Here is a 21889-nt window from a genome sequence, read left to right as displayed (position 1 = left end):
TAAAAGCCTTGTGCAGGCTGCATTAGAGCGTACGTTTAACTTCTACTTCTTCGAAACCTTCTACGATATCGCCCACTTTAAGGTCGCTGTAATTCTTGATACTCAGACCGCACTCCATGTTGGATGCAACTTCCTTCACATCGTCCTTATAGCGTTTCAGGGATTGAAGTTCGCCGGTGTAGATCACGATACCTTCACGTACCAGGTTGACACGGGTGTTACGGGTGATCTTACCATCCAGTACAAAGCAACCTGCAACGGTAACCTTGTCGAAGCGGTAGGTTTCGCGGATTTCCACGTTCGCAACCACTTTCTTCTCGATCTTCGGTTCCAGCATACCTTCCATCGCGCTCTTCAGTTCATCGATAGCGTCATAGATGATGGAGTAAGTACGGATTTCGATATTTTCTTTCTCTGCCAGTTTGCTAGCCTGAGAAGAAGGTCGAACCTGGAAGCCAAGGATGATCGCATCGGATGCGGTAGCCAGCAATACGTCGGATTCGGTGATCTGACCTACTGCCTTGTGTACAACGCTCACCACGATTTCTTCGGTAGACAGTTTCTGCAGGGAGTCGCTCAGCGCTTCTACAGAACCATCGAAGTCACCCTTGATGATTACGTTCAGCTGTTTGAAGTTGCCCAGTGCCAGACGGCGGCCAATTTCATCCAGTGTGATATGTTTCTTAGTACGGATACCTTGTTCGCGGATGATCTGAGCACGACGGTTTGCAGTTTCCTTCGCTTCAGATTCATTTTCATACATTCTGAATTTCTCACCGGCCTGTGGAGCACCGTTCAGACCCAGCACCTGTACAGGAGCAGATGGTCCGGCGGAGTCAACGCGCAGACCGCGTTCGTTGAACATCGCTTTGATCTTACCGAAGTTAGAACCGGAAGCGATGGTATCGCCCTGACGGAGGGTACCATTTTGTACCAGCAGGGTCGCTACATAACCACGACCTTTATCGAGAGAGGCTTCGATCACGCTACCGGAACCTTCCCTGTTCGGGTTAGCTTTCAGTTCCAGCAGTTCTGCTTCGAGCAGGATCTTTTCCAATAATACGTCGATGTTCAGACCACTCTTCGCTGAGATTTCCTGGCTTTGGTATTTACCACCCCAATCTTCAACCAGGAGGTTCATACCTGCCAGTTGTTCTTTGATTTTTTCAGGGTTGGCGCCATCCTTATCGATCTTGTTGATCGCAAAGATCATTGGCAGACCAGCAGCCTGTGAGTGGGAGATTGCTTCACGTGTTTGAGGCATGATAGCATCGTCCGCAGCGATTACGATGATTGCAATATCCGCCACCTTGGCACCACGGGCACGCATCGCTGTAAACGCTTCGTGACCAGGGGTATCGAGGAAGGTAACGCGCTTGCCAGCAGCTGTAGTCACCTGGTAAGCACCAATGTGCTGGGTGATACCGCCGGCCTCACCGGATACTACGTTTGCATTACGGATATAGTCAAGTAATGAAGTTTTACCGTGGTCAACGTGACCCATGATGGTAACGATTGGTGCTCTAGGTACCAGATCTTCTTCATTATCCTGGATTTCTTCTTCTTCTATGTCGTCGGATTCATCTACACCGATGAATTCTACTTCATAGCCAAACTCGCCAGCTACCAGTTCGATTACTTCTGCATCCAGACGTTGGTTGATGGATACCATGATACCCAGTCCCATACATTTTGAGATCACCTCGGCAAAGCTTACATCCATCAGGTTGGCCAGTTCGCTTACAGAAACGAACTCAGTAACCTGCAGCTTGTGGTCACCGCCGGCCTGATTTGCCATTTGCTCAGCGAGCTCATGACGTTTCTCACGGCGTTGTTTTGCTTTGATGTTTTTGCCTCGGCCTCCACCACCGCCCATTTTGGCCATGGTTTCCTTGATCTTATTCTGGATTTCGTTTTTGTCGATCTCCTTATCTTCTGGCTTGCCGCTACGGTTGTTATAGCTGCTACCACCTGGGCGATTGCCATATTGGCCGCCACCACTACGGTTGTAACCACCACCTTGTCCACCCGGACGGTTGCCACCCTGACCACCACCTGGACCGCGATTGCCTCCCTGATGACCTGGACCACCCGGACCACGGTTACCACCCTGATGACCTGGACCACCACCTGGGCGGTTGTCACGGTTAGGTGCGGTATGAGGTCTGCTAGGACCAGCCGGACGGTTAGTGTTGCTACTATTATTGTTGTTATGGCCGCCACCGTGACTATGATCACGGTTACCACCACCACCACGGTTGTCTCTGTTGAAGTTACGGTTACCACCCTCGCGGTTACCGCCCTGGTGACCCTGGCCACCACGGTTACCACCCTGGTTGTTGCCATGAGTACCTTCGCCACCCTTGTTGGCTTCATCGCCTGGCTGGATAGGCTCAGGTTTCTTTTCGACAATTATACGCTTACGTTTACGGTTGTTTTCGGCATTATTATTATTGCCACCGCGGTTGAAGTTATTATTGCCCTTATTGTCACGATCTCTCCTTTCCTGATGAACGGGGAGGTCGATTTTACCGATGACTTTAGGACCAGTTAATTTTTCTGCCTGAATGTTTTCAATTACGGCAGAACCGGTGTTGTCATCTTGCTCAGATGTGATATCTGCTGCTGCAACTACGTCCATATGGTGTGCGGCCGGCTTAATTTGTTCTTTTGCAGCCGGTTCTTTTGTTTTTTCCTGAGCAGCTGCCGGTTTTTCGGTAGCTGGCGCCTGTTTCTCTTCTACAGCTTTTGGAGCAGTTTTTTCAGCAGCAGGCGCTGTAATTTTTTCTTTTTCTATTGGTTGTTGTTGCACCGGAGTAGGTTTTACTTCTGGCTGGACAGGTTTTTCTGTCGCAACAGGAGTTTGCACCGGAGGAGTAGTTTGCTGTTGTACAGGAGGTACCTGTACAGGCTCTTGCGCCTTAGCTACCGGTTCCGGTTGTTTTGCAACCGGTGGTTTCTCTTCCTGTTCTGGCCTTTTAGCTGCGGCAGGCTGAGGTTTTTTATTATTATGTCTGTTCAGAGCCTCGAGGTCGATAGTGCCCATGATTTTAGGACCATTGATTCTTGGAGTATCTGGTTTCTTTTCAGGTTCCGGTTGTGGCTTTGGTTCCGGCGCTTTTTCAGCGACAGGTGCTACAGGCGGTTGCTGCGGTTTAACTTCTTCCTTCACTATAACAGGAGGAACTTCTGCAACCGGTGCCTTTACAGGCTCTGGTTTAGGCTCAGGCTTCGGCTCCGGTTTGGGTTCGGGCTTCGGCTCGGCTTTAGGCTGTTCTACCTTCGGCTCAGGCTTTGGTTCTGGTTTAGCTTCTGGTTTTGGTACCTCTGCTACCGGGGCTGTGGGCTGCTCTTCCTTGGCAGCTGCTTCTTTCTTCTTAGCGGCTGCTTCTGCTTCTTCTTTTTCCTTCTTCTTCATTGCATCTAACACGCTTCCTTTGGGCAGGGCTATCTGATCGCTTTTACGCTTATTAGCCTTGTCCTGTTGGAATTCAGATTGCAAAGCTGTGTACATCTGAGAGGTCAGGCGTGCATTAGGTGAACCGAATCCATCCATGTCATAGCCTTTATTAGAAAGGAAGTCGATCAACGTTTCCTTTCCAATATTAAACTCTTTCGCTGCTGCCAGCAATCGCGGCGTGTTGTTTGTTACTTCAGGCATATTGTAATCTCGGGCCTCCCCTTTTTTCCCGTTTATCAACGGGACTCCTTTTTAACAATTAACAATAACTTAAAAAAAATCCTGTCAAGTAAGCCCACATCCCGGGGAAGTGGAGGTGCGGTCTTACTCTTTGTCAAATTCTTCCTGCAGGATCCTTCTCACGTCCTTTACAGTTTCTTCTTCCAGATCAGAACGACGTACCAATTCTTCAACAGTCAGGTCTAATACGCTACGGGCGGTATCACAACCAATACGTTTGAGTTCATCCAGTACCCATTCTTCGATCTCATCTGAGAATTCGGAAAGGTCAATATCGTACTCAGCCTGCTCTTGTTCCTCATCACGGAATACATCTATTTCATATCCGGTCAATTCACAGGCCAATTTAATATTTACCCCTTTTTTACCGATAGCCAGAGATACCTGATCTGCCTTTAAAAAAACGGATGCGTATTTATTCTCATTATCTATTTCCATGCGGCTGATACGCGCAGGTGTTAACGCACGCTGGATCAACAGTTGAATATTCGCAGTATAGTTAATGATATCAATATTTTCGTTTCGCAGTTCACGTACTATGCCATGGATACGGCTTCCTTTCATACCCACACAGGCGCCAACAGGGTCGATACGGTCGTCATATGATTCAACTGCCACTTTAGCTCTTTCTCCGGGCTCACGAACGATTTTCTTGATTACAATCAGGCCGTCAAAGATCTCCGGAACTTCAATTTCCAGCAATTTAGCGAGGAAGGTAGGATGGGTGCGGGAGAGAATGATGAGCGGAGCGTTGTTCTTCATCTCCACTTTTTTTACTACTGCCCTTACATTTTCACCTTTCTTGAAATAATCGGTAGGAATCTGTTCAGATTTAGGTAAAATTAACTCATTCCTTTCATCATCAAGCAATAAAACTTCTTTTTTCCAAACCTGGTAGACTTCACCTGTTACAATTTCACCTACCCTATCCGCATATTTCTTTACTAAAATGTTCTTTTTCAGGTCACCGATACGTGCAGACAATGTCTGCTTAGCAGCCAGGATGGCTCTGCGGCCAAAATCCATGATCTCAACTTCCTCGTACAAATCCTCACCTACCTGGTAATCCGGTTCTACTAAAATGGCTTCAGAATAAGCGATCTGTGCATTATCATCTTCTACCTCACCATCATTAACAATGGTACGGCGGCGCAATATTTCCAGGTCACCTTTCTCAGTATTTACAATCACGTCAAAATTCTCATCAGAGCCATACTTTTTACGGAGAAGCGTTTTAAACACATCTTCTAACACCTTCATTAACGTAGGACGGTCAATGTTTTCCGCTTCTTTAAACTCCGTGAATGACTCAATCAGATTAATACTAGCCATGTTTTGCTTATATTATATATTTTAAAACACGATGCACACTTTGGTGTGCTTGATTTCGTTAAGGTTTATGTCAGTAGTTTTTTTCTCTTTTTTCTTACCGATCGTCTCCTCTATAGTCAGGGCTTCATCAGTAGCCGCCAGCAGGGTGCCTTCCTTTTCGGAACCATCCAGCAGGGTTATTGCTACCTTTCTACCTATATTCTTTACGAATTGACGGTGCAGTTTCAGTGGTTCGTCCAGTCCAGGGGATGAGACTTCCAGAGAGAAATCGTTGTCAGGAAACAACGCCGCGGCTTCCAGCCTTGCGTATAAATTACGGTTGAATGAGACCAGCTTATCCACAGGTACACCATTATCACCATCCACAAATAGCTTTACATTATTAGTGGGCTTAATCCTGATATCGACCACGAAATATTCCGGATATTCAGCAAGCATTTCTTCTAAATGCTCCCGGATGCTTGTTATCACTTGTTCGTTTGCCATACAAAAAACGAGAAGGGGACTTTCAGTCCCCTTCGTTAGAATCATTTTCCTATGCAAAATTAGGATTTTATTTTGATCAAAGCGCATTTTCTTTAACTTGTATGAAATAATTTCCATTAGGAAATCCGCTATCTGCACAGATTACGTCAAAATCTAATAACTTCGTTTGACCGTTTCTTATATGTTAATTATTCACCACGTACAACGAATTAACAAAGAATTGATCATATGGCCAGTAGCGTTAATCTTGCTATATTGGATGAATCCGGCAGCAGATGGCAACTTTAGCCTCTGCCCGTTTAAGTGGCTCGGATTTACCTGGTGCCCGGGGTGTGGGTTGGGACATGGCATTCATTATTTATTACATGGGGACTGGAAGAATGCGATCCACCATCACGTGTTAAGCCCTTTTGCTGTAGCCGTATTGTTGCATAGAACTTTTCAGCTTGGAAGATCACAGTTGAGACTTAAAAACCATCATACATGACCGATTTTTCCTTTGCCATGTTGCCTGGCGTTGACCAGGAAGAGATCCTGTGGTTACAGGAACTCACCAAAGATTATAGTGAGGACAATAAACGGAAGTTTATTGCCCTGTATCAATCCCGCCGCAAAGATCCGCAGACGGTGCTCATTTGCTGCCTGCTGGGTTTGGTATGCGTATCGGGTATACACCGCTTCATACTTAATCAGGTTGGCATGGGTATTTTGTACTTATTCACAGGCGGACTGTGCCTGATTGGGACAATTGTAGATGCTGTTAACCACCGCAAACTGGCCTGGGAATTTAATAAGGGGGCTGCTATGGAAGCCGCAAGCATATTAAAAATGTACTAAGATTTTACAGCGCCGGTGGTGCTGGCGCTGTTTTTTTAGATTTTTTAGGAGTAGAAGAGAGATTTTCCCCCTATTAATCTAATTTTTGACCATTTCCACCTGTTAAAGGAATCTTAAAATACCCCCCTCTTTCAGCCCCTGAAACGGATTATGGGCTACATTTGTACTATGTTCAAGATTATATTTCTATTATTTATCTGCTATATACTTTACAAGTTCGTATTCAATCTTGTATTACCAATGTACCAGACAGCCAGGCAGGTACGCCGCCAGATGGGAGACATCCAGGACCGTATGCGCCAGCAATATGAACAGGAACAACAGTATCATCAGCAGCAACAGCCGAATAACTTCAGCGGCCAGCAGCAGGCTAAACCTAAAATAGACAAGGGTGATTACCTCGATTTTGAGGAAGTCAAGTAAATTCTATTTGAAAATGTCTGTAATGGTTCTGGGTGCAAGCAAGTGAATGGTCTGCACCCCAACCGCTGTAGCCCCTTCTATATTAGGAAGGGTGTCATCTATAAATAAGGTCTCTTCAGGTTTCAACCCGTTCTCATCTAACACCAGCTGGTATGATTCCTTATCTGGTTTGCGGTAGCCAATCAGGTGAGAATAATATGCTTTGTCAAAAAAAGCAGCCAAAGATGGGATTCCCCTACTCTCTTCCAGGATTTTATTGAATGCTGCCATGTGAATGGCATTGGTATTACTCAACAAATACAGGCTGTAATGTTGTCTCAATTGCTGCAATATCTGTAGTCTGCGCAACGGAAAGTCCAGCAGCATGGCATTCCAGGCATCAATAATCTGCTGTTCGGTTGTGCCAGCCGGGGTATGTTTCTGCATTTCCGTCAAAAACTCTTCATTACTTACCTTACCCGTTTCCAGGTCGTCGAACAATTTATTGCCTTTGAACTGGCTGAACAGGCTGTGAAAATCTGTTACCCCCAGGTCTGTAAAGGCCTTGTTTGTCGCCTGATAATCAATATTTAAGATTACGCCGCCGAGGTCGAATATGATGTTTTTAATGCCTTTCATACTTAGAATGCTATTGCTGTGCAGTTGCAAATTATAATGTCTGCGGCGGAAAAAATTATTTATTTTCAGGTTGTTTAACCTGATTCCATGCACTTTGCGTTCAATACATTGATGTTGCTGGGAACCCTGCAAGGGTTCATTATGTGCGGATTTCTCTTCTATTCTTCTAAAAATAAGTACGCCAATCAGTGGCTGGGGGGATTGATCCTGTGTATTACCCTGGCTTGTCTGAATATGTACCTGGGCAATTTATCCTCGTTACCTATCCCGATTGGGTTTATGTTAAATTTTGTACCCCTGATCATCATTATGCCCATCGGACCATTTTTGTATTTCTATGTCAGATCAGTGACCGACCCGGATTTCCGGGTTACGCAGCGGTATCGCCGGCATTTCTGGCCGGTGGTGGTGGATGTGGTTCCCCAGGTAACGGCAGTGATCTATGTAGTAGGGGTAGTTTCCGGGGTAATTGTGAACAATAATCGCCCATGGGCGCTCTTTATTGATACTTATAATGTGTATTCGGATATTCCCCGCTGGTTGTCGATCACTATTTACCTGTTTCTTTCCTATCGTTATCTGGAAAGGTTCAACCTGCATAAGGACCGGTTGCAGTGGATGAAGCAGTTTACAGGGGCGTTCATGGGGTTTCAGGCAGTCTGGCTACTGTATCTGATTCCCTATATCATTCCACAACTGACTGATTATGTGTTGAATGCGGTAGATTGGTACCCTGTGTATATTCCGATGGTGGTATTGGTGTACTTTTTAGGCATAAAAGGATTGCTGATGCCGGTGCGGGAGGTGAAGGCCACCCCTGCCCCATTGGAGTCTCAATTGATCGATACAGCTGTGCCTCTCCTGAAAAAGGTAATGGAAGAGGATCAATTGTTTTTAAATCCTTCCCTGAATCTTGCTTTATTGTCTAAGCATACCGGCCTCCCGGCCAAAACTATTTCGACGGTTTTAAACCAGCATTTGAATAAAAGCTTCAATGAGTTTGTCAATAATTACCGCATAGAAGCGTTCAAAGAAAAGGTATCAGATCCGTCGTTTGAGCATCTTACTATTATGGGCCTCGCCCTGGATTGTGGGTTTAATTCCCTTCCTACTTTCCAGCGGGCTTTTAAAAATAGGATGGGGATGAGCCCTAAAGAATACATCAAAATGAATGATCAAATCCGGATTTGAGTAGACTGGTGGCGGAGATTCCTGTTGTTTTACAGGAAAAAGAGGCCATGAAGTATTTGTTTCACCGGTTATTGAAAGGGTTATTTCTCCTGTTATTCCCCACTTCACTTTTTGCCCAGGTAGTTCACCTCAGGGAGGTCGCTGTTCACCCCGGTCAGGGGTTGGAGATAGTCAAAAGAATGATCGCTGCTATTCCGAATAACTATGACACCAGCCTGGTGACAATGAGGGCCTTTTATAAGGAAGATATCCGGTTGGCGGGTGATACGCTCAACTATAATGAATCCGAACTGGAAATAAAGGGGGATCAGTGGAAAGTGACGAAGGTGGGCCGGAAAAAGATGTTTTCCAACCCTGACTTTCAGTTTTATAACTGGATAAGTAATATTTCCAATGCCCCAGCCGGTGCCTTGCATGAAGACCTTATTAAATATGCGAATACCAGATACGCTATTTTAAACCCCAATTCCTTCCGATACTATAATTATTATGTAGACACCTTGTGTGGGCGCCAGCTAATAATAGCAGTGGTACCTAAGAATAATAATAAGAACGGGTTGGTGAGTGGGCGGTTATTTATTGATACGGCCAGTCTGGCGCTGGTGAGGTGTGAGTTAGTGGCTAGTCCGGCGGGGATCAGGCATGTAAATAAGCATGGCAGAGGTGGGATCCGGTATACCTTAATGTCAAAAATTATGAGAGCATCCATGGATTTTGAGCAGATTAGGATGATTGTGACTTATCAGCAGGAAAATGGGAAATATTATTTGCAGGATGTAAGGCGGCATTGGGAGACGGTGATTAATAGTAATAAGAGACATTTAAAAGATGTAGCCTGGCGGGCGGATTTTTTTCTGTCGGTAAAAAGTAGGTCTTTGTCTCTAAAGCAAGTTACTGGTCTTTCCGCTCCTCACCAGCATTTTACCCGGGCCGATACACTCAGGGGAATGTTGTCCCCACTCCGCTCCTGCTATGACGTCACTTTCTACCACCTGGATGCGGATATAGACCTGGATCGCCGGCGCATCAGTGGGAACAATAAGATCCGCTTTAAAGTCATATCTCCCTTCGATCAAATGCAGATCGACTTATATGCAAATATGAAAATCAACGAAATCCTGTTCAAAAACCAGTCTTTGACCTTCACCCGCGAAGCAAATGCGGTCTTTGTAAAATTTCCAGGCATGCAACCTGTCGGCTCAATAGAAGAAATCACCATCTATTATGAAGGCATCCCTCAGGTCCCGGACAAAAGCATCAGTATGAACGGCGGCGTCTTATGGGACAAAGATGACCTGGGCAATCCGTGGGCACAAGTTGTTTGTCAGGGTTCAGGGGCTAGCTTATGGTGGCCCTGCAAGGATCATTTATCAGATGAACCGGATAGTATGGAGATCTGGATCACCGTCCCTTCCGGTTTTTCCGAAGTCTCCAATGGGCGGTTACAACGCCAAATTCCTCTTTCTGATCACAAAACCAGGTACGAATGGGCTGTTAGTTACCCTATTAATAATTACAATGTAACCTTCAGTATTGGAAAATATACCCATTACAGGGATCAGGGAGTGAACTATTATGTCATGCCTTACCACCTGGAACAGGCAAAAGTATACTTCAAAGAAGTTCCCGCCATGTTATCTTGTTATTCGCAGCATTTCGGCCCCTACCCCTTTCCCAGAGACAGCTTTACTTTAGTAGAAAGCCTTTATCCCATGGAACACCAAAGCGGTGTCTGTGTAGGTCGGATCCCCAACGACCCACATCCTGAATTCGCGGCTGTGGTCTGGCATGAATCGGCCCATGAGTGGTGGGGAAACAACATTAGTTGTAAGGATATGGCAGACATGTGGATCCATGAAGCCTTCGCCACCTATGCAGAAAGCATCTACATCGGTTGCCGCGATGGCGAAGCCGCTGCCCGCGAGTTTCTAAACGACCAGCGGGAACAGGTACAAAACAAACGACCGGTCACCGGCGTATACAATGTGAACAATATCTTCTATGACATTAGCGACATGTACACAAAAGGAAGTCTGCTATTGTTCACCTTACAGAATGTGATCAATGACCCTTCCTGCTGGAATCGCTTACTATTAGCTATCCAACAACATTTTCGCTATCAGACCCTATCTGCTGATGAGTTGGAACAGTTTATCTGCGACTTCACAGGAAACGATTACCACTATTTATTCAATCAATACCTTCATTACACCCGGGTTCCCCGTTTAGAATATTCCCTCTCCGAAAAAGGGACCACCCTCATGGTCCGTTATCGCTGGGTGGCTGATGTTCCCTATTTCCGGATGCCGGTGAAAATTAAAAACCATGAATTTATATACCCTACTACTGAATGGAAAACACTGACCCTTCGTAATCAGGCAGCAGCGGACTTCGAGATAGATGAAGAGAATTTCTATATAGAGGTAGAGGAGGTAGAATAAAAATTTTTACCTGGGGTTTGGGAAAATTGAATAAATTTTAAGTAATTTCGCCGTCCCGCAAAGGGACCCGAGAAAGTTTACATATATAATTTCGTTCTGAAAAGAACAGCTCCTATAGCTCAGTTGGTTAGAGCACCTGACTCATAATCAGGGGGTCACAGGATCATGCCCTGTTGGGAGCACAAAGATGAAGCCTTCGGCAATGCGCCGGAGGCTTTTTGTTTTTTACTTGTTCATCTCAAAGTTATTTCGTACTTTTGTACGGATTTAAGTACGTATTTGCGATACTTTTTTCATTCTGAGCATTTTTTATGCTCAGACATATTTTAAAATAACGTGTTTATGCAAGTTGTAAACTATAGCGAGTTTAGGCAACAACTAAAAGCGCATTTGGATAATGTAACAGAAAACCATGATACGCTTATTGTGCCCAGAGGCGGAGATAAAAGTGTTGTAATTATTTCTTTGGAAGAATATAATTCTATTTTGGAAACATTACACCTTATGAAGTCAGAGAAAAACAGAACTCGTTTAATGGAGGCGATTGAAAGAACAAATAATGGTATTAATGAAGAACATGAATTAATCGACGATTAATGAAATTAAGTTGGGACCAAAACGGGTGGGAGGATTATTTGTATTGGCAAAAGACAGATAAGAAGATCCTCAAGAAAATTAATGAGCTGATAAAAGATACAATGCGTCAGCCATTTGAAGGTTTGGGAAAACCAGAAGCACTCAAGGAAAATTTAACGGGTTGCTGGTCTCGAAGAATAGATCAAGAGCATCGGTTAGTGTATAAAGTATTGGATGATGCTATTCTTATCTTACAATGTAGATATCATTATTAAAGTGACAAATTAAATAGGAGGTCTAATAAATAGGCTTCCTGTTTTTTTACCATAGCACCTGACTCATAGTCAGGGGGGCACAGGATCATGCCCTGTTGGGAGCACAAGATGGTAAAGGCTTTTAGCTGAATTGCTAAAAGCCTTTTTTCATTTGCACAGGATTTGCACAAAGTAATGCTGGTGGGAAAATAGAGGATCACTTTCCCGACGTCAGGAAGGTGATCGAGGCAGGAAAAGGAGCTCAACAGGAAATACAGCATATTATGCTTATACGCTATGCCTGCTACTTGATAGCACAAAATGGAGATTCCAGAAAGCCGGAAGTTGCCTTTACACAGACTTATTTTGCTGTCCAAACACGAAGAGCAGAAATAATTGAACAAAGATTGCTGGAATTTGAAAGAGTGAAAGCAAGGGAAAAGTTAAGTCAAACAGAGCGACAATTATCAGGAATATTATATGAAAGAGGTGTTGATGATAAAGGCTTTGCGATAATCCGGGCAAAAGGAGATCAAGCGCTTTTCCGGTTATCTACATCACAGTTAAAGAAAAAAACGGGTGTTCCGGAAACGAGGCCATAGCCGATTTTCTGCCTACTATTAGCATTAAAGCAAATATCACTGGCGGGTACAGCTGCAGGTACATACGTTATTTTTCAACAAATATCTATTGCATTAGGCGTATGTATTACAGGCGGTTTGTTTTTACAATTGACAGGCAATGCTCCTGACTGGCAACAATGGTTACATGCTTATAGATAGGCTACTGGAATGAATGTACTTTCCCTGCTGATCGTAAATTATTTATTAAGCAAATTGCACTAACTTGAAGCGATTGAAAAACCGTTTTACAATGACATTGGAAAGAGCTATTGAAATCGCCGTTGCAGCCCATCACGGTCAGAAAGATAAGTACGGAGCCCCTTATATCGGACATGTATTAAGAGTCATGAACATGGGTATTACAGTAGAAGAAAAAATTGTAGGCGCACTCCACGATGTAGTCGAAGATACAGACTGGACTTTTGAAAAGCTCGCTGCTGAAGGGCTGCCGCCAAAACTACTGGAAGCATTAAAAGGGGTTACTAAACTATCAGAAGATGAAGACTATGATCATTTTGTAGATCGTACCTTACAAAATCCATTATCCTGCGCTGTAAAAATGAACGATCTCACGGATAATATGGATATAAAACGCATTCCGGAAGTAACTGAAAAAGACATAGCCAGATTAAACAAATATCTAAAAGCTTACCGCAAAATTGCTGCAAAGAGAATTGGTAATTAAGCATCCAAAAATGGTCATCCAAATAAGTGGCTATTGAGCAAAAATGGTCATCCAAATAAGTGGCTGTTGAGCAAAAAATGAGCCTCCCAAAAATTGCTGTGGGCCAGGGCTCTTCTGTTGAACCAACCCGCTATTCCAGCAACTGACTCAACCCTTCTTTCTCAAAAATAAGTCTGCCGAACTTCAGGTCAGACCAACCCCTATCCAGTCGATAACTATTCACTGGTACCCCCTCCTGTATGCCTGCCCGTAACTGATACGGTTCGTATAATTCCGGAGGTAATAAGCCCTGCAACTGGTACAAATGTGTCGAAATAATAAAATGACACTGCCTGAACTGACTCAACCCTTTAATGGTAGTAAACGTCACCTCCATCGCATCATCTATATTCGTACCCCTGAATATCTCATCAAATATGGCAAAGCACCGCTGCCCCGCCTTCGCCTGTATGGCCGTATTTTTAAGGTGCACGATCTCCTGCATAAAATGACTAAATCCATTCTTCAGATCATCCGTCACATTGATCGCCACTAACACCTGGTCATAAAACGGTATCCTACAATTCTCCGCCGGCACTGCCAACCCGATATGTGCCAAAGATACACACAGCCCTATCGCCTTTAAAGTCGTCGATTTCCCCGACATATTCGGCCCTGTCAATACAATCATATTACTCGTCGTTTGCAGGTTGTTTTTGACCGGATTTGTTACCATAGGGTGCCAGAACTCCTCTATCACAAAATTATCTGCAGAAAAGGAAGGAATAGTAAATCCGTACTTAATCGTACCCATGGCCAGTGACCACCATGCCTCATATTCAAACAGCGAATCCCAGAACCTGGCTGTCAGGTTCCTCTCCCTGCATGCCACCAGTTTGCGGGCAAAAGAAAATGTCTGCTGAAAGGTCAGTTCTTTGGGGAGTTTATCAATCTCCAATGTTTCATACAGTTCCCTGGCCGGCCCTGCAAAATCTTCCAGCAATGGTATGCCATGCAATGGAAGCAGGTATTTCCCATAAATATTACGAAGCAACCGGATCGTTTGTAAACACCTCCCCTGCAACTGGTACCTGTCCTTCCCAAAATATTGACCAATAGTACTCTCCGGCTGCTCGACATAGGTAGTGAACTGATACACCTCCTGCAAGTCTGCCTTATGATAGGTAAAACCCTGTATCCGCTCCCAGTAAAACAAAAATGCCTGTAATAACTGCTGCCGCTCCAAAGTCGCAGAAAACGACAATCGGGGTACCGAAAAGATCTGATACAACCGCTCACTGGATGAAGGATGTATGGTATAGTCAAATAAGTGGATAATTTCTTTTTCAATGTAGGGCATACAGTCACTGATTATAGACATTAAAAATAATGTTTAACTCCCTTAAGGTTATGTTAAAGCCTATATAGCAAATAACACCTTCGTCTATAAGTATCATCCATAGGTCTCTCCCGGAGATAACCCGCCTATAAGCCGCCTATAAGCCGCCCATAAGCCGTAGATAACCCGCATCTATATAGAGGCGGGTTATCTACGGCTTATCTATGAGTTACCACCGGGTCACCTATATGTTCATGTGCAGGATATGCTACCTCTGAACCGGATATCCAACTCAACCCGGATTCACAAACCTGAACCGGATGTAATATCTTTACCCCCTAAACCAGATCAATGCAGAAGAGCAGATTTATAGCCATCGAAGGATTAGATGGGGCAGGAAAATCGACCCAGATTGACTTATTGACCAATTATTACCACCAGCAGGGTATAGAAACCCGCTTCGTACACTTCCCAAGAAGTCAGAACGGAGGCGTATTTGGCGACCTGGTAGCTAAATTCCTGCGCGGTGAGTTCGGCGATGTGAAAAATGTACACCCACAATTGGTGGCCCTTATTTTTGCAGAAGACAGAAAAGACTTTGCCAGCACTATCAACGAATGGCTGGCTGATGGCTATACTGTGCTGGTTGACAGGTATGTATTGTCCAATATCGCCTTTCAGTGTGCTAAACTGAATACTGATGCGGAAAAACAGGAATTGCGGGACTGGATCAACATGTTTGAATATGAATACAACCGTATTCCCCAGCCAGACCTCTCCATTTACCTGGATGTGCCTTTCTCCCACACCGAGCAGGCTCTGACCAAAAGAATGAAAAATGAAGACCGCAGCTACCTGAATGGTAAGGAAGATATCCATGAAAAGGACTTCTCCCTCCAGCTCGCGGTGAAAAAAGAATACGAAATCCTGGCAGATACAGACCCTGCCATTACCAAAATAGTATGCTATAATGGGGCAAACGAGATGCGTACCATTGCAGACATCCATGCCAGCATCATAGCCTGCCTTGAAAAACTGATTTAATACATTCCTGAAAGTGGAAATCAGCAGGGGTTTTTCTGAAAAAAAAGCGATTTGCCAGCAGGCATGCGCCTCATTTTCAGGAAATAATTTCCTTAAGGGGAAGCCCATTCACCAAATCCATTTTCAGCAAAAAAGGAGAAATTATGTCCATTACATCCACAACAGAACTAACCGGCATGCAGGCCATCAGTGAAGTAGTTGGCAAAGTGTTGCAGCAGATGCGTCAATATGCCGCACCCGGCATGTCTACGAAAGAACTGGATGAGTATGGGGGCGCCTTATTACAACAAATGGGCGCCAGATCAGCACCAAAAATCACTTACGGATTTCCTGGGTTTACCTGCATCAGCGTGAACAATGAAGTTGCCCACGGTATCCCTTCTGCAAAGAGAATTTTACAACCCGGCGACCTGGTAAATGTGGATGTGTCCGCAGAACTGGCGGGATACTATGCTGACAATGGCGGTTCCTTCATTTTAGGCGAAGATATTCACCACCATGCCCGTCTTGTCAATGCCTCTATCGAAATCCTGCACAAAGCTATCAGCAATATCAGCGATGGTGTACGCCTCTCCCACATTGGCCGTATTGTGGAAGATGCCGCCAGAGAAAAAGGATACAGGGTAATCAGGAACCTGGTGGGGCACGGTATAGGCAGAAGTCTGCACGAAGCGCCTAGAGAGATCCCTAACTTCTATGACCGGTTCAACAGAACCCGTTTCCGCAGCAATTCTGTGGTTGCGATCGAGACCTTTATCTCCACCGGGGCTAACTATGCTGAAACATTGGGGGATGGCTGGACACTGGTGACCAAAGATGGCAGTTTTGTGGCCCAGCATGAGCATACTGTGCTTGTAACGAGTGGGGAACCTATTATTCTGACTGCGTCAAATGGAATATAGGGTTTTCACGGATAGCCTAAAAATTGGCATAGATTATACATTCAAGATGTAGTATGATTCTCTAATATAGCTGACAATGATTGGATCTCCAACTATACAACCAGATGATACCACTCATTGATAAAATACTATTGTTATTTGATTTCGAAGATGTAGAATTGAGTTTCTTCTTTGTCTGAGAAATTATTGTCTGCCACACATATAAGGCTTCTGTGGCCATTTGGCAGTAGAGGGCCAAGGGTCATTCCTTCCACATTATCCACATAGGTATTCAGACTTTCAAAATTGAACAAAGGTTTTTTCACTACAGGTGTAAAGTGCGTATCTGTCTGCAAAGATTGAATAGCCGATACATCTGTGGCATGGGAAAGGTCTGCCTTGTAGAGGCGGATGGTACAATTCTTTACCCCGGTAGAAAAAGAGCGCTCCATGATGAGCAACTGGTTTTCTGAAAGCACCAGGATATCAGGAATACCATTGATGGCAAAACCATCGGCAGGTACAGGTGCTGCTGCAATAGGTGCCAGTTTGTAGGCAAACTGAGCAATGGGTTGCCTGGTTTGCAGATTGTATTTGATAATGCGGATCCAGGCAGTGGTGTCTTTTAGCCCTGCACGGGGACCATCTTCATAACGGGGTTCTTCGACACTGACGAACATGTATTTACCATCGGGGGTGAAACCCAATCCTTCGAAAGTACCGTTTTTGCGGGGACCATTGTTGGTAGCCTGCATATGCATTTGTGCAGGGATGGGGAAGGTATCGGGAAAATGCCCGTCGCGGGAGAGTTCGTATATAGCCGGATCTTTTAGTATGGTGTCTTTGGCGTTCACGATGCGCTCTCCTTCACTGCTCCAGATGAGGTGATCAGCGTGTGGGTTGTAGCGCATGGCTTCCGGATCTGGTGCGAGGTTTTTTGTAGCGGGAAAAGGATGGCCGTCGCGCATCGGGAGGGTATTTACAGCGGTGAAGGTCACCTTATCATCGTTTACCGGTACCTGTGCGGTATAGTAACGGGCTGCTTCGTGTTCAGAACGGTCATCGCAGATGAGGTAATATACATTGCGGGCGCTGTCGTAATCGATACCTGAGAGGCCTCCTATTGTCGTACCGTTGAAGGTTGTATTGTAAGGAATAATGTGCTTGTGGAGCAGGTGGAGTTGAGATACATCCAAAGTATTCACAGGTTGACGAGAGGTGCTGCAGGCTGCTAAGAGCAGGCTAAACAAAAGATATTTTCTCATAGCAGCAAAGGTAAAGCCCTTTAAGAAAAAAGCCTTTGCCTTTGGCAAAAGCTTTTTCAAAAAAAATTTTTCGGCCTTCGGCCAGCGAAAAGGATTACTGAACGATAAAGAGATTCGCAATCGCTAATACCTCATCTTTCGTAAGCGGTTCATCAAATGATTCCGTTGCAGCATCCTGTGTTACCAGTGAAGTAATGCCGGTAATAGTGATGTTTGCCTGTACCTCATTTTCTTCACCATTGTATACAGGTTGTGTAGCGGCGATATCGGTATACTTACCCGTGATCCATGGTTTTATTTTAGTATTCCCGGTAGATGCACGGCGCATAGAACGGATATGCGCAGCATGCCTTGCTTCGATAGAGTGAATCTGCAATGCTGCTGTGAGCACTGTCGGATTTTCCATTAGTGTAGCTGCCTGTCCTTTGTAAGCTCTTACACCGGTATCTTCAAATGCCTGTGCTACGCCCAGCAGTGTTGCATAGTTAGTAAATACATCGCTGAAAGTACCACCCGCAGTAAAGTCGAAGGTTGGTTTATCAACAGGTGTACCACTTGAACTGGTAATGGCACTTTTCAGAAAAGCAACATGCGCATTTTCATGTGTACCGATAGTCGTAAATGCATTCAGCGATGCGGCGGTGGGGAATAAGGAAGTATGTGTGATTGCCTCGGCATAGAAAGCTGCTTCCAGGTATTCCAGTGTGAGGGCAAAGTTCAGCACTGCCAGTACATCAGATGGCGTACGACCATACGCTTTTTTCAACATGCTGCCGAGTGCAAAAGGTACGGCTGTCAAAGCCATCACACGGCCAAACTGCTTCATCACATTTCTGCGGGAATCCAGCCTGTCATAAATTTCAGGATCTTTTTTCTCTATTTCAGAAAAGATATTTTGCAGGTCCATGAGTGTAGAATTTAAAGTTATTTTGGAAGTGTGTTGGTATTGATCTGGGTTTTGATATATACACTGGCGGCGGCGAATACATCAGTAGGTGTTTTAGCCCCATCCAGACCATTACTATCAGCATTGGAAGAGAAGGTGCCATTACTTACCAGATCGCGGATATAAGCCGCATGACGCGCTTCTACAGATACAATTTTTCCGGCCAGTGCCAGGTAAGCAGGCGTAGTAATGTATTTACCGGCGCCATTGTATGCTGCTACACCCAGGTCTTCGAACGTTTGTGCTGCTGCAAGTACTTTATCTCTGCTGGTAAAATCGATGGTGCTGAAATCGACCTGTAAATCCTGGATAGCCCCTGTACTGAGTGCTTTACGGAAGAATTCACGGTGTGCAATTTCGTGATTGCGGATATCGGTCAGCAGTGTCATTTCTGAGTCGCTGATGCCGCTATACGGTGTAAGTATTACCTGTGTATAAAATGCTGCTTCCAGCTGTTCGAGTGCGAATGCATAATTCAATACGGCGACATCCCCACTACCGAGGCTAACACCAGTACCATCATTAGTATCATCATCACTACAACTACTTAATACAGAGCCTGCAGAGAGTATAGCAGCACTCATACCTGCATATTTGAGAAATGTACGGCGATGTACATTAGGCATGGCAAAGCCATCCTCGTTACCATTACTGGTTACGGAGTGGGTTTTCCGTGTGAACATAATAAAGGAGTTTTAAAAATTAGAGAATGAAACAAACATTACATGACTAGCTACAACTTAACATGGTCGATTTTTGGGTAATTCTTCACAAGTGTAACGATAAGATATACGAGCATGATTTCCATCTGGTTTTATTTTTCTGAAAAACCATTACCGATGCTGTTTTTAGACGAATTGAATATATATAACATGTTACAGCCGACTCAAGAAGGATTACCTTCTTACAGTCGGCTGCAACATGAAATTTCTAATTCTGAGGTAGTCTGTTTTAAACAGCTCTACCGCGTATTATATTTACGAGGATAGCAATAATTGCTAATACCAGCAAAGTGTGAATCAAACTACCTGCGGAGTAAACAAACACGCCCAAAACCCATCCGATGATCAGAATAATCGCGATTAAATAAAGTAAGCCGTTCATATCAAAAAGATTTGGTTATCTTAAGGAATAGAAAATTTATGCCAGTTAAGCAACTCTGCTTTGAGAAGTGCTTCTGATAGCGATGTAAACCGTTTTAGCACCCCGGAATCCCTATACATACTGCGTTTGCGGCCAAAAGGCTTTGTAGAACATATTCCCCGGAGGGAGGTAAAATGTACGCTACTGATAAGTGCTTTCCGTCGGCAGTAAGTATATTCATTGCGGGCCAGGTAATAAACCATGGTATCTGAAAAGGCTGGTCACATTTTTGAAATTAAAGAACACAACAATCTTCATTCATTTTAAAACTACCATCATGCAATTGAACGAGAAATTGATAGAAGCCCTGAATGATCTGATCCGGATCAATAATGACAGAGTAGAGGGATATCATAAAGCCATTGATCAGACGGATGATGCCGATCTGAAAGCACTGTTCCAGAGAATGAAAGAAGAAAGTATTACATATATAGATCAACTGAATAATATATTGCAGGATGGTGGCGCAGAACCTACATACAATACTACTATTTATGGTAAGCTGTACAGAACCTGGATGGATGTGAAAGCTACTTTTTCAGGGCATGACAGGCATTCAATCCTGTCTGCATGTGAGTATGGGGAAGATGCCACGCAGCGGACTTATGAGGATGTGTTGGGGTCTAGTATCTCCATGCCATACAGCATCCGGGATTTGGTGGCGAATCAGCGCAGAGCGCTGAAGAGTGCACATGATACTGTAAGAACGTATCGGGATCTGGAAAAAGTTGTGCACTGAACATGTTGTTCATTATAAGTCTGGCTGTTCTTTTTGTTCAAAATGACGCATAATGCTATTGTTCATTATGGGCAACTTACATTTGAATTCAAAGATTAAGCGGCTACTTATATTTATAAGTAACAAATTTCAGTAATGGATTTAGGTAAAAATAACAGTCCCGTCAGCTGGCGGGACTGTTGTATTAAAGAGCCTCTGGCGCGAAACTACTTCCGCCTTTGGCAGAAGCAGTTTCGCGCCAGAGGGCAACACCTGCGATGGCCTTAGAATTGCGTTTCTAAAAAGCTTTATCCCAATCTTTCCAAACTGCCTCATAGCCATTTGCCTGCAGCATAGCAGCAATTTCAAAAGGGCTTCGTTCATCCGAAATCTCAAATTGTTCCAATGAATCTGCATCTATCGTATACCCTCCCGGGTTTGTACGCGACCCCGCACTCATCGTAGTAATACCCAATTGAATTACATGATCTCTGAATCGCGGAGACTCGCGTGTGGAAAGACTTAACTCTACCTCTGATGATAATAAGCGATAAGCGCAGATCAACTGTACCAGTTCCCTGTCATTCATGACCGCCTTTGGCATCAGGCCGCCGGCACAAGGGCGTAGACGTGGAAATGAAAGACTGTACCGGGTTTGCCAATAAGTTTTTTCTAAATATTGCAAATGCAAAGCAGTGAAGAAACTATCTGTACGCCAATCTTCCAAACCAATTAATACCCCCAATCCTATTTTGTGAATACCCGCTTTGCCCAGGCGATCTGGTGTATCAAGCCGATAGTTGAAATTAGATTTCCGTCCTTTGGGATGATGCAATTTATAATCTGCTTCATGGTAAGTTTCCTGGTAGACCAATACACTATGCAAGCCCAGTGGAATCAGCGCTTCATAATCTGACTGATCCATAGGTTGTACTTCCATAGAGATATTGGCAAAGTGAGGCCTGATCAGCTCAAGCATTTCCCTGAAATAGGCAAGCCCTACTGTTTGCTGCGCTTCGCCTGTTACCAGTAATACATGGTCGTATCCCATATCTTTAATTGCCTTTACTTCTGACAGCACCTCTCTCCTGTTCAGCGTTTTGCGGGCAATCTTATTGTCAAGGCTAAACCCGCAATATGTACAGATGTTCTGACACTCATTGCTCAGATAAAGCGGAATATACAATTGCATCGTATTGCCAAACCGCTGCCTGGTGAGCTGCTGACTTAAAGCCGCCATATCTGCGAGATAAGGGGTAGCCGCTGGTGATATCAATGCTTTGAAATCTTCAATAGTACGTCGGCTGCTATGCAAAGCCTGTTCTACATCTACAGCTGTTTTTGCATAGATGCCTGCTTTGACCTGCTCCCAATCATATTGGGAAAAGAGTGATTTAAAATCTGCCAT

At 44.4% G+C, this 21889-nt stretch carries 22 protein-coding genes and 1 tRNA gene; 13 read left to right on the top strand and 10 right to left on the bottom strand.

What is annotated here, in order from left to right:
• Positions 1-22 precede the first annotated feature (22 nt).
• The 3 genes from infB to rimP all read right to left on the bottom strand — a co-directional run bounded on the left by infB (position 23) and on the right by rimP (position 5518).
• The gene (infB, locus tag QQL36_RS07700; RefSeq protein WP_083722022.1) at positions 23-3661 is read right to left on the bottom strand and encodes a translation initiation factor IF-2; all 3639 of its coding nucleotides are present in this window, start codon (positions 3659-3661) and stop codon (positions 23-25) included.
• 123 nt (positions 3662-3784) lie between these two features.
• The gene (gene nusA, locus QQL36_RS07695; RefSeq protein WP_083721968.1) at positions 3785-5032 is read right to left on the bottom strand and encodes a transcription termination factor NusA; all 1248 of its coding nucleotides are present in this window, start codon (positions 5030-5032) and stop codon (positions 3785-3787) included.
• 21 nt (positions 5033-5053) lie between these two features.
• On the bottom strand, positions 5054-5518 hold the full coding sequence (gene rimP, locus QQL36_RS07690; protein WP_235643549.1) for a ribosome maturation factor RimP: 465 nt from the start codon (positions 5516-5518) through the stop codon (positions 5054-5056).
• A 181-nt stretch (positions 5519-5699) separates the two neighbouring features.
• Here rimP and QQL36_RS35635 point away from each other — a divergent pair, with 181 nt between their 5' ends.
• From QQL36_RS35635 to QQL36_RS07680, 3 genes are all read left to right on the top strand, one after another.
• A complete protein-coding gene (locus QQL36_RS35635) occupies positions 5700-6005 on the top strand; it encodes a DUF2752 domain-containing protein (protein ID WP_415751072.1) in 306 nt (101 codons plus the stop codon).
• Positions 6002-6355: a TM2 domain-containing protein gene (locus tag QQL36_RS07685; protein ID WP_321569448.1), complete on the top strand. Its 354-nt coding sequence runs from the start codon at positions 6002-6004 to the stop codon at positions 6353-6355. The genes QQL36_RS35635 and QQL36_RS07685 overlap by 4 nt, the downstream gene beginning before the upstream one ends.
• A gap of 150 nt (positions 6356-6505) precedes the next feature.
• Positions 6506-6778, top strand: a complete 273-nt coding sequence (locus QQL36_RS07680; RefSeq protein ID WP_321569447.1) for a DUF4834 family protein — start codon at positions 6506-6508, stop codon at positions 6776-6778.
• A gap of 3 nt (positions 6779-6781) precedes the next feature.
• Here the strand turns inward: QQL36_RS07680 and QQL36_RS07675 are convergent, their stop codons facing one another.
• Positions 6782-7396, bottom strand: coding sequence for an HAD family phosphatase (locus QQL36_RS07675; protein ID WP_321569446.1), 615 nt, complete (start codon positions 7394-7396; stop codon positions 6782-6784).
• Between the two features lie 87 nt (positions 7397-7483).
• On the opposite strand from QQL36_RS07675, the gene QQL36_RS07670 reads away from it, so the two are divergent.
• The 7 genes from QQL36_RS07670 to QQL36_RS07640 all read left to right on the top strand — a co-directional run bounded on the left by QQL36_RS07670 (position 7484) and on the right by QQL36_RS07640 (position 13166).
• Positions 7484-8587 carry a helix-turn-helix domain-containing protein gene (locus tag QQL36_RS07670; protein WP_321569445.1) on the top strand — a complete coding sequence of 368 codons (1104 nt, stop codon included), beginning with the start codon at positions 7484-7486 and terminating at the stop codon, positions 8585-8587.
• Positions 8584-11028: a M1 family metallopeptidase gene (locus QQL36_RS07665; RefSeq protein WP_321569444.1), complete on the top strand. Its 2445-nt coding sequence runs from the start codon at positions 8584-8586 to the stop codon at positions 11026-11028. The genes QQL36_RS07670 and QQL36_RS07665 overlap by 4 nt, the downstream gene beginning before the upstream one ends.
• 108 nt (positions 11029-11136) lie before the next feature.
• Positions 11137-11210: transfer RNA gene (locus QQL36_RS07660), tRNA-Ile, on the top strand.
• 160 nt (positions 11211-11370) lie between these two features.
• The gene (locus QQL36_RS07655; protein ID WP_083721974.1) at positions 11371-11625 is read left to right on the top strand and encodes a type II toxin-antitoxin system Phd/YefM family antitoxin; all 255 of its coding nucleotides are present in this window, start codon (positions 11371-11373) and stop codon (positions 11623-11625) included.
• Positions 11625-11879, top strand: coding sequence for a Txe/YoeB family addiction module toxin (locus tag QQL36_RS07650; protein WP_083721975.1), 255 nt, complete (start codon positions 11625-11627; stop codon positions 11877-11879). The genes QQL36_RS07655 and QQL36_RS07650 overlap by 1 nt, the downstream gene beginning before the upstream one ends.
• A 263-nt stretch (positions 11880-12142) precedes the next feature.
• Positions 12143-12460, top strand: coding sequence for a hypothetical protein (locus QQL36_RS07645; RefSeq protein ID WP_321569443.1), 318 nt, complete (start codon positions 12143-12145; stop codon positions 12458-12460).
• Between the two features lie 271 nt (positions 12461-12731).
• Positions 12732-13166 carry an HD domain-containing protein gene (locus tag QQL36_RS07640; RefSeq protein ID WP_083721976.1) on the top strand — a complete coding sequence of 145 codons (435 nt, stop codon included), beginning with the start codon at positions 12732-12734 and terminating at the stop codon, positions 13164-13166.
• 130 nt (positions 13167-13296) lie between these two features.
• Here QQL36_RS07640 and QQL36_RS07635 read toward each other — a convergent pair whose 3' ends face one another.
• Positions 13297-14505: a MutS-related protein gene (locus QQL36_RS07635; RefSeq protein WP_321569442.1), complete on the bottom strand. Its 1209-nt coding sequence runs from the start codon at positions 14503-14505 to the stop codon at positions 13297-13299.
• A gap of 330 nt (positions 14506-14835) precedes the next feature.
• On the opposite strand from QQL36_RS07635, the gene tmk reads away from it, so the two are divergent.
• Together tmk and map are read left to right on the top strand one after the other, a co-directional pair.
• Positions 14836-15528: a dTMP kinase gene (tmk, locus tag QQL36_RS07630; RefSeq protein WP_083721978.1), complete on the top strand. Its 693-nt coding sequence runs from the start codon at positions 14836-14838 to the stop codon at positions 15526-15528.
• 143 nt (positions 15529-15671) lie between these two features.
• Positions 15672-16430 carry a type I methionyl aminopeptidase gene (gene map, locus QQL36_RS07625; protein ID WP_083721979.1) on the top strand — a complete coding sequence of 253 codons (759 nt, stop codon included), beginning with the start codon at positions 15672-15674 and terminating at the stop codon, positions 16428-16430.
• Positions 16431-16564: 134 nt separating this feature from the next.
• Here map and QQL36_RS07620 read toward each other — a convergent pair whose 3' ends face one another.
• The 4 genes from QQL36_RS07620 to QQL36_RS07605 form a co-directional block, all read right to left on the bottom strand.
• Positions 16565-17674 (bottom strand): esterase-like activity of phytase family protein, encoded by a 1110-nt coding sequence (locus QQL36_RS07620; protein ID WP_143708778.1) that lies wholly within the window; start codon positions 17672-17674, stop codon positions 16565-16567.
• A gap of 94 nt (positions 17675-17768) precedes the next feature.
• Complete coding sequence (locus QQL36_RS07615; RefSeq protein WP_321569441.1) at positions 17769-18581, bottom strand: ferritin-like domain-containing protein; 813 nt, start codon at positions 18579-18581, stop codon at positions 17769-17771.
• Positions 18582-18598: 17 nt separating this feature from the next.
• Positions 18599-19303, bottom strand: a complete 705-nt coding sequence (locus tag QQL36_RS07610) for a ferritin-like domain-containing protein (RefSeq protein ID WP_321569440.1) — start codon at positions 19301-19303, stop codon at positions 18599-18601.
• Positions 19304-19571: 268 nt separating this feature from the next.
• Complete coding sequence (locus QQL36_RS07605; protein ID WP_143708779.1) at positions 19572-19724, bottom strand: lmo0937 family membrane protein; 153 nt, start codon at positions 19722-19724, stop codon at positions 19572-19574.
• Positions 19725-20040: 316 nt separating this feature from the next.
• On the opposite strand from QQL36_RS07605, the gene QQL36_RS07600 reads away from it, so the two are divergent.
• A complete protein-coding gene (locus QQL36_RS07600) occupies positions 20041-20502 on the top strand; it encodes a PA2169 family four-helix-bundle protein (RefSeq protein WP_321569439.1) in 462 nt (153 codons plus the stop codon).
• 277 nt (positions 20503-20779) lie between these two features.
• On the opposite strand, the gene thiH is transcribed toward QQL36_RS07600, so the two are convergent.
• The gene (gene thiH, locus QQL36_RS07595; protein WP_321569438.1) at positions 20780-21889 is read right to left on the bottom strand and encodes a 2-iminoacetate synthase ThiH; all 1110 of its coding nucleotides are present in this window, start codon (positions 21887-21889) and stop codon (positions 20780-20782) included.

This window comes from Chitinophaga sp. LS1 (assembly GCF_034274695.1).
GTDB lineage: Bacteria > Bacteroidota > Bacteroidia > Chitinophagales > Chitinophagaceae > Chitinophaga.
The sequence above is the reverse complement of the archived record's forward strand: the minus strand, read 5'-3'. Positions and strand labels throughout refer to the sequence as shown.

Excerpts from the sequence above, each read along its gene's own strand:
- infB (WP_083722022.1), bottom strand. The coding sequence starts at position 3,661 with ATGCCTGAAGTAACAAACAACACGCCGCGATTGCTGGCAGCAGCGAAA.
- nusA (WP_083721968.1), bottom strand. The coding sequence starts at position 5,032 with ATGGCTAGTATTAATCTGATTGAGTCATTCACGGAGTTTAAAGAAGCG.
- rimP (WP_235643549.1), bottom strand. The coding sequence starts at position 5,518 with ATGGCAAACGAACAAGTGATAACAAGCATCCGGGAGCATTTAGAAGAA.
- QQL36_RS35635 (WP_415751072.1), top strand. The coding sequence starts at position 5,700 with ATGTTAATTATTCACCACGTACAACGAATTAACAAAGAATTGATCATA.
- QQL36_RS07685 (WP_321569448.1), top strand. The coding sequence starts at position 6,002 with ATGACCGATTTTTCCTTTGCCATGTTGCCTGGCGTTGACCAGGAAGAG.
- QQL36_RS07680 (WP_321569447.1), top strand. The coding sequence starts at position 6,506 with ATGGGCTACATTTGTACTATGTTCAAGATTATATTTCTATTATTTATC.
- QQL36_RS07675 (WP_321569446.1), bottom strand. The coding sequence starts at position 7,396 with ATGAAAGGCATTAAAAACATCATATTCGACCTCGGCGGCGTAATCTTA.
- QQL36_RS07670 (WP_321569445.1), top strand. The coding sequence starts at position 7,484 with ATGCACTTTGCGTTCAATACATTGATGTTGCTGGGAACCCTGCAAGGG.
- QQL36_RS07655 (WP_083721974.1), top strand. The coding sequence starts at position 11,371 with ATGCAAGTTGTAAACTATAGCGAGTTTAGGCAACAACTAAAAGCGCAT.
- QQL36_RS07650 (WP_083721975.1), top strand. The coding sequence starts at position 11,625 with ATGAAATTAAGTTGGGACCAAAACGGGTGGGAGGATTATTTGTATTGG.
- QQL36_RS07645 (WP_321569443.1), top strand. The coding sequence starts at position 12,143 with ATGCTTATACGCTATGCCTGCTACTTGATAGCACAAAATGGAGATTCC.
- QQL36_RS07640 (WP_083721976.1), top strand. The coding sequence starts at position 12,732 with ATGACATTGGAAAGAGCTATTGAAATCGCCGTTGCAGCCCATCACGGT.
- QQL36_RS07635 (WP_321569442.1), bottom strand. The coding sequence starts at position 14,505 with ATGCCCTACATTGAAAAAGAAATTATCCACTTATTTGACTATACCATA.
- tmk (WP_083721978.1), top strand. The coding sequence starts at position 14,836 with ATGCAGAAGAGCAGATTTATAGCCATCGAAGGATTAGATGGGGCAGGA.
- map (WP_083721979.1), top strand. The coding sequence starts at position 15,672 with ATGTCCATTACATCCACAACAGAACTAACCGGCATGCAGGCCATCAGT.
- QQL36_RS07620 (WP_143708778.1), bottom strand. The coding sequence starts at position 17,674 with ATGAGAAAATATCTTTTGTTTAGCCTGCTCTTAGCAGCCTGCAGCACC.
- QQL36_RS07615 (WP_321569441.1), bottom strand. The coding sequence starts at position 18,581 with ATGGACCTGCAAAATATCTTTTCTGAAATAGAGAAAAAAGATCCTGAA.
- QQL36_RS07610 (WP_321569440.1), bottom strand. The coding sequence starts at position 19,303 with ATGTTCACACGGAAAACCCACTCCGTAACCAGTAATGGTAACGAGGAT.
- QQL36_RS07605 (WP_143708779.1), bottom strand. The coding sequence starts at position 19,724 with ATGAACGGCTTACTTTATTTAATCGCGATTATTCTGATCATCGGATGG.
- QQL36_RS07600 (WP_321569439.1), top strand. The coding sequence starts at position 20,041 with ATGCAATTGAACGAGAAATTGATAGAAGCCCTGAATGATCTGATCCGG.
- thiH (WP_321569438.1), bottom strand. The coding sequence starts at position 21,889 with ATGGCAGATTTTAAATCACTCTTTTCCCAATATGATTGGGAGCAGGTC.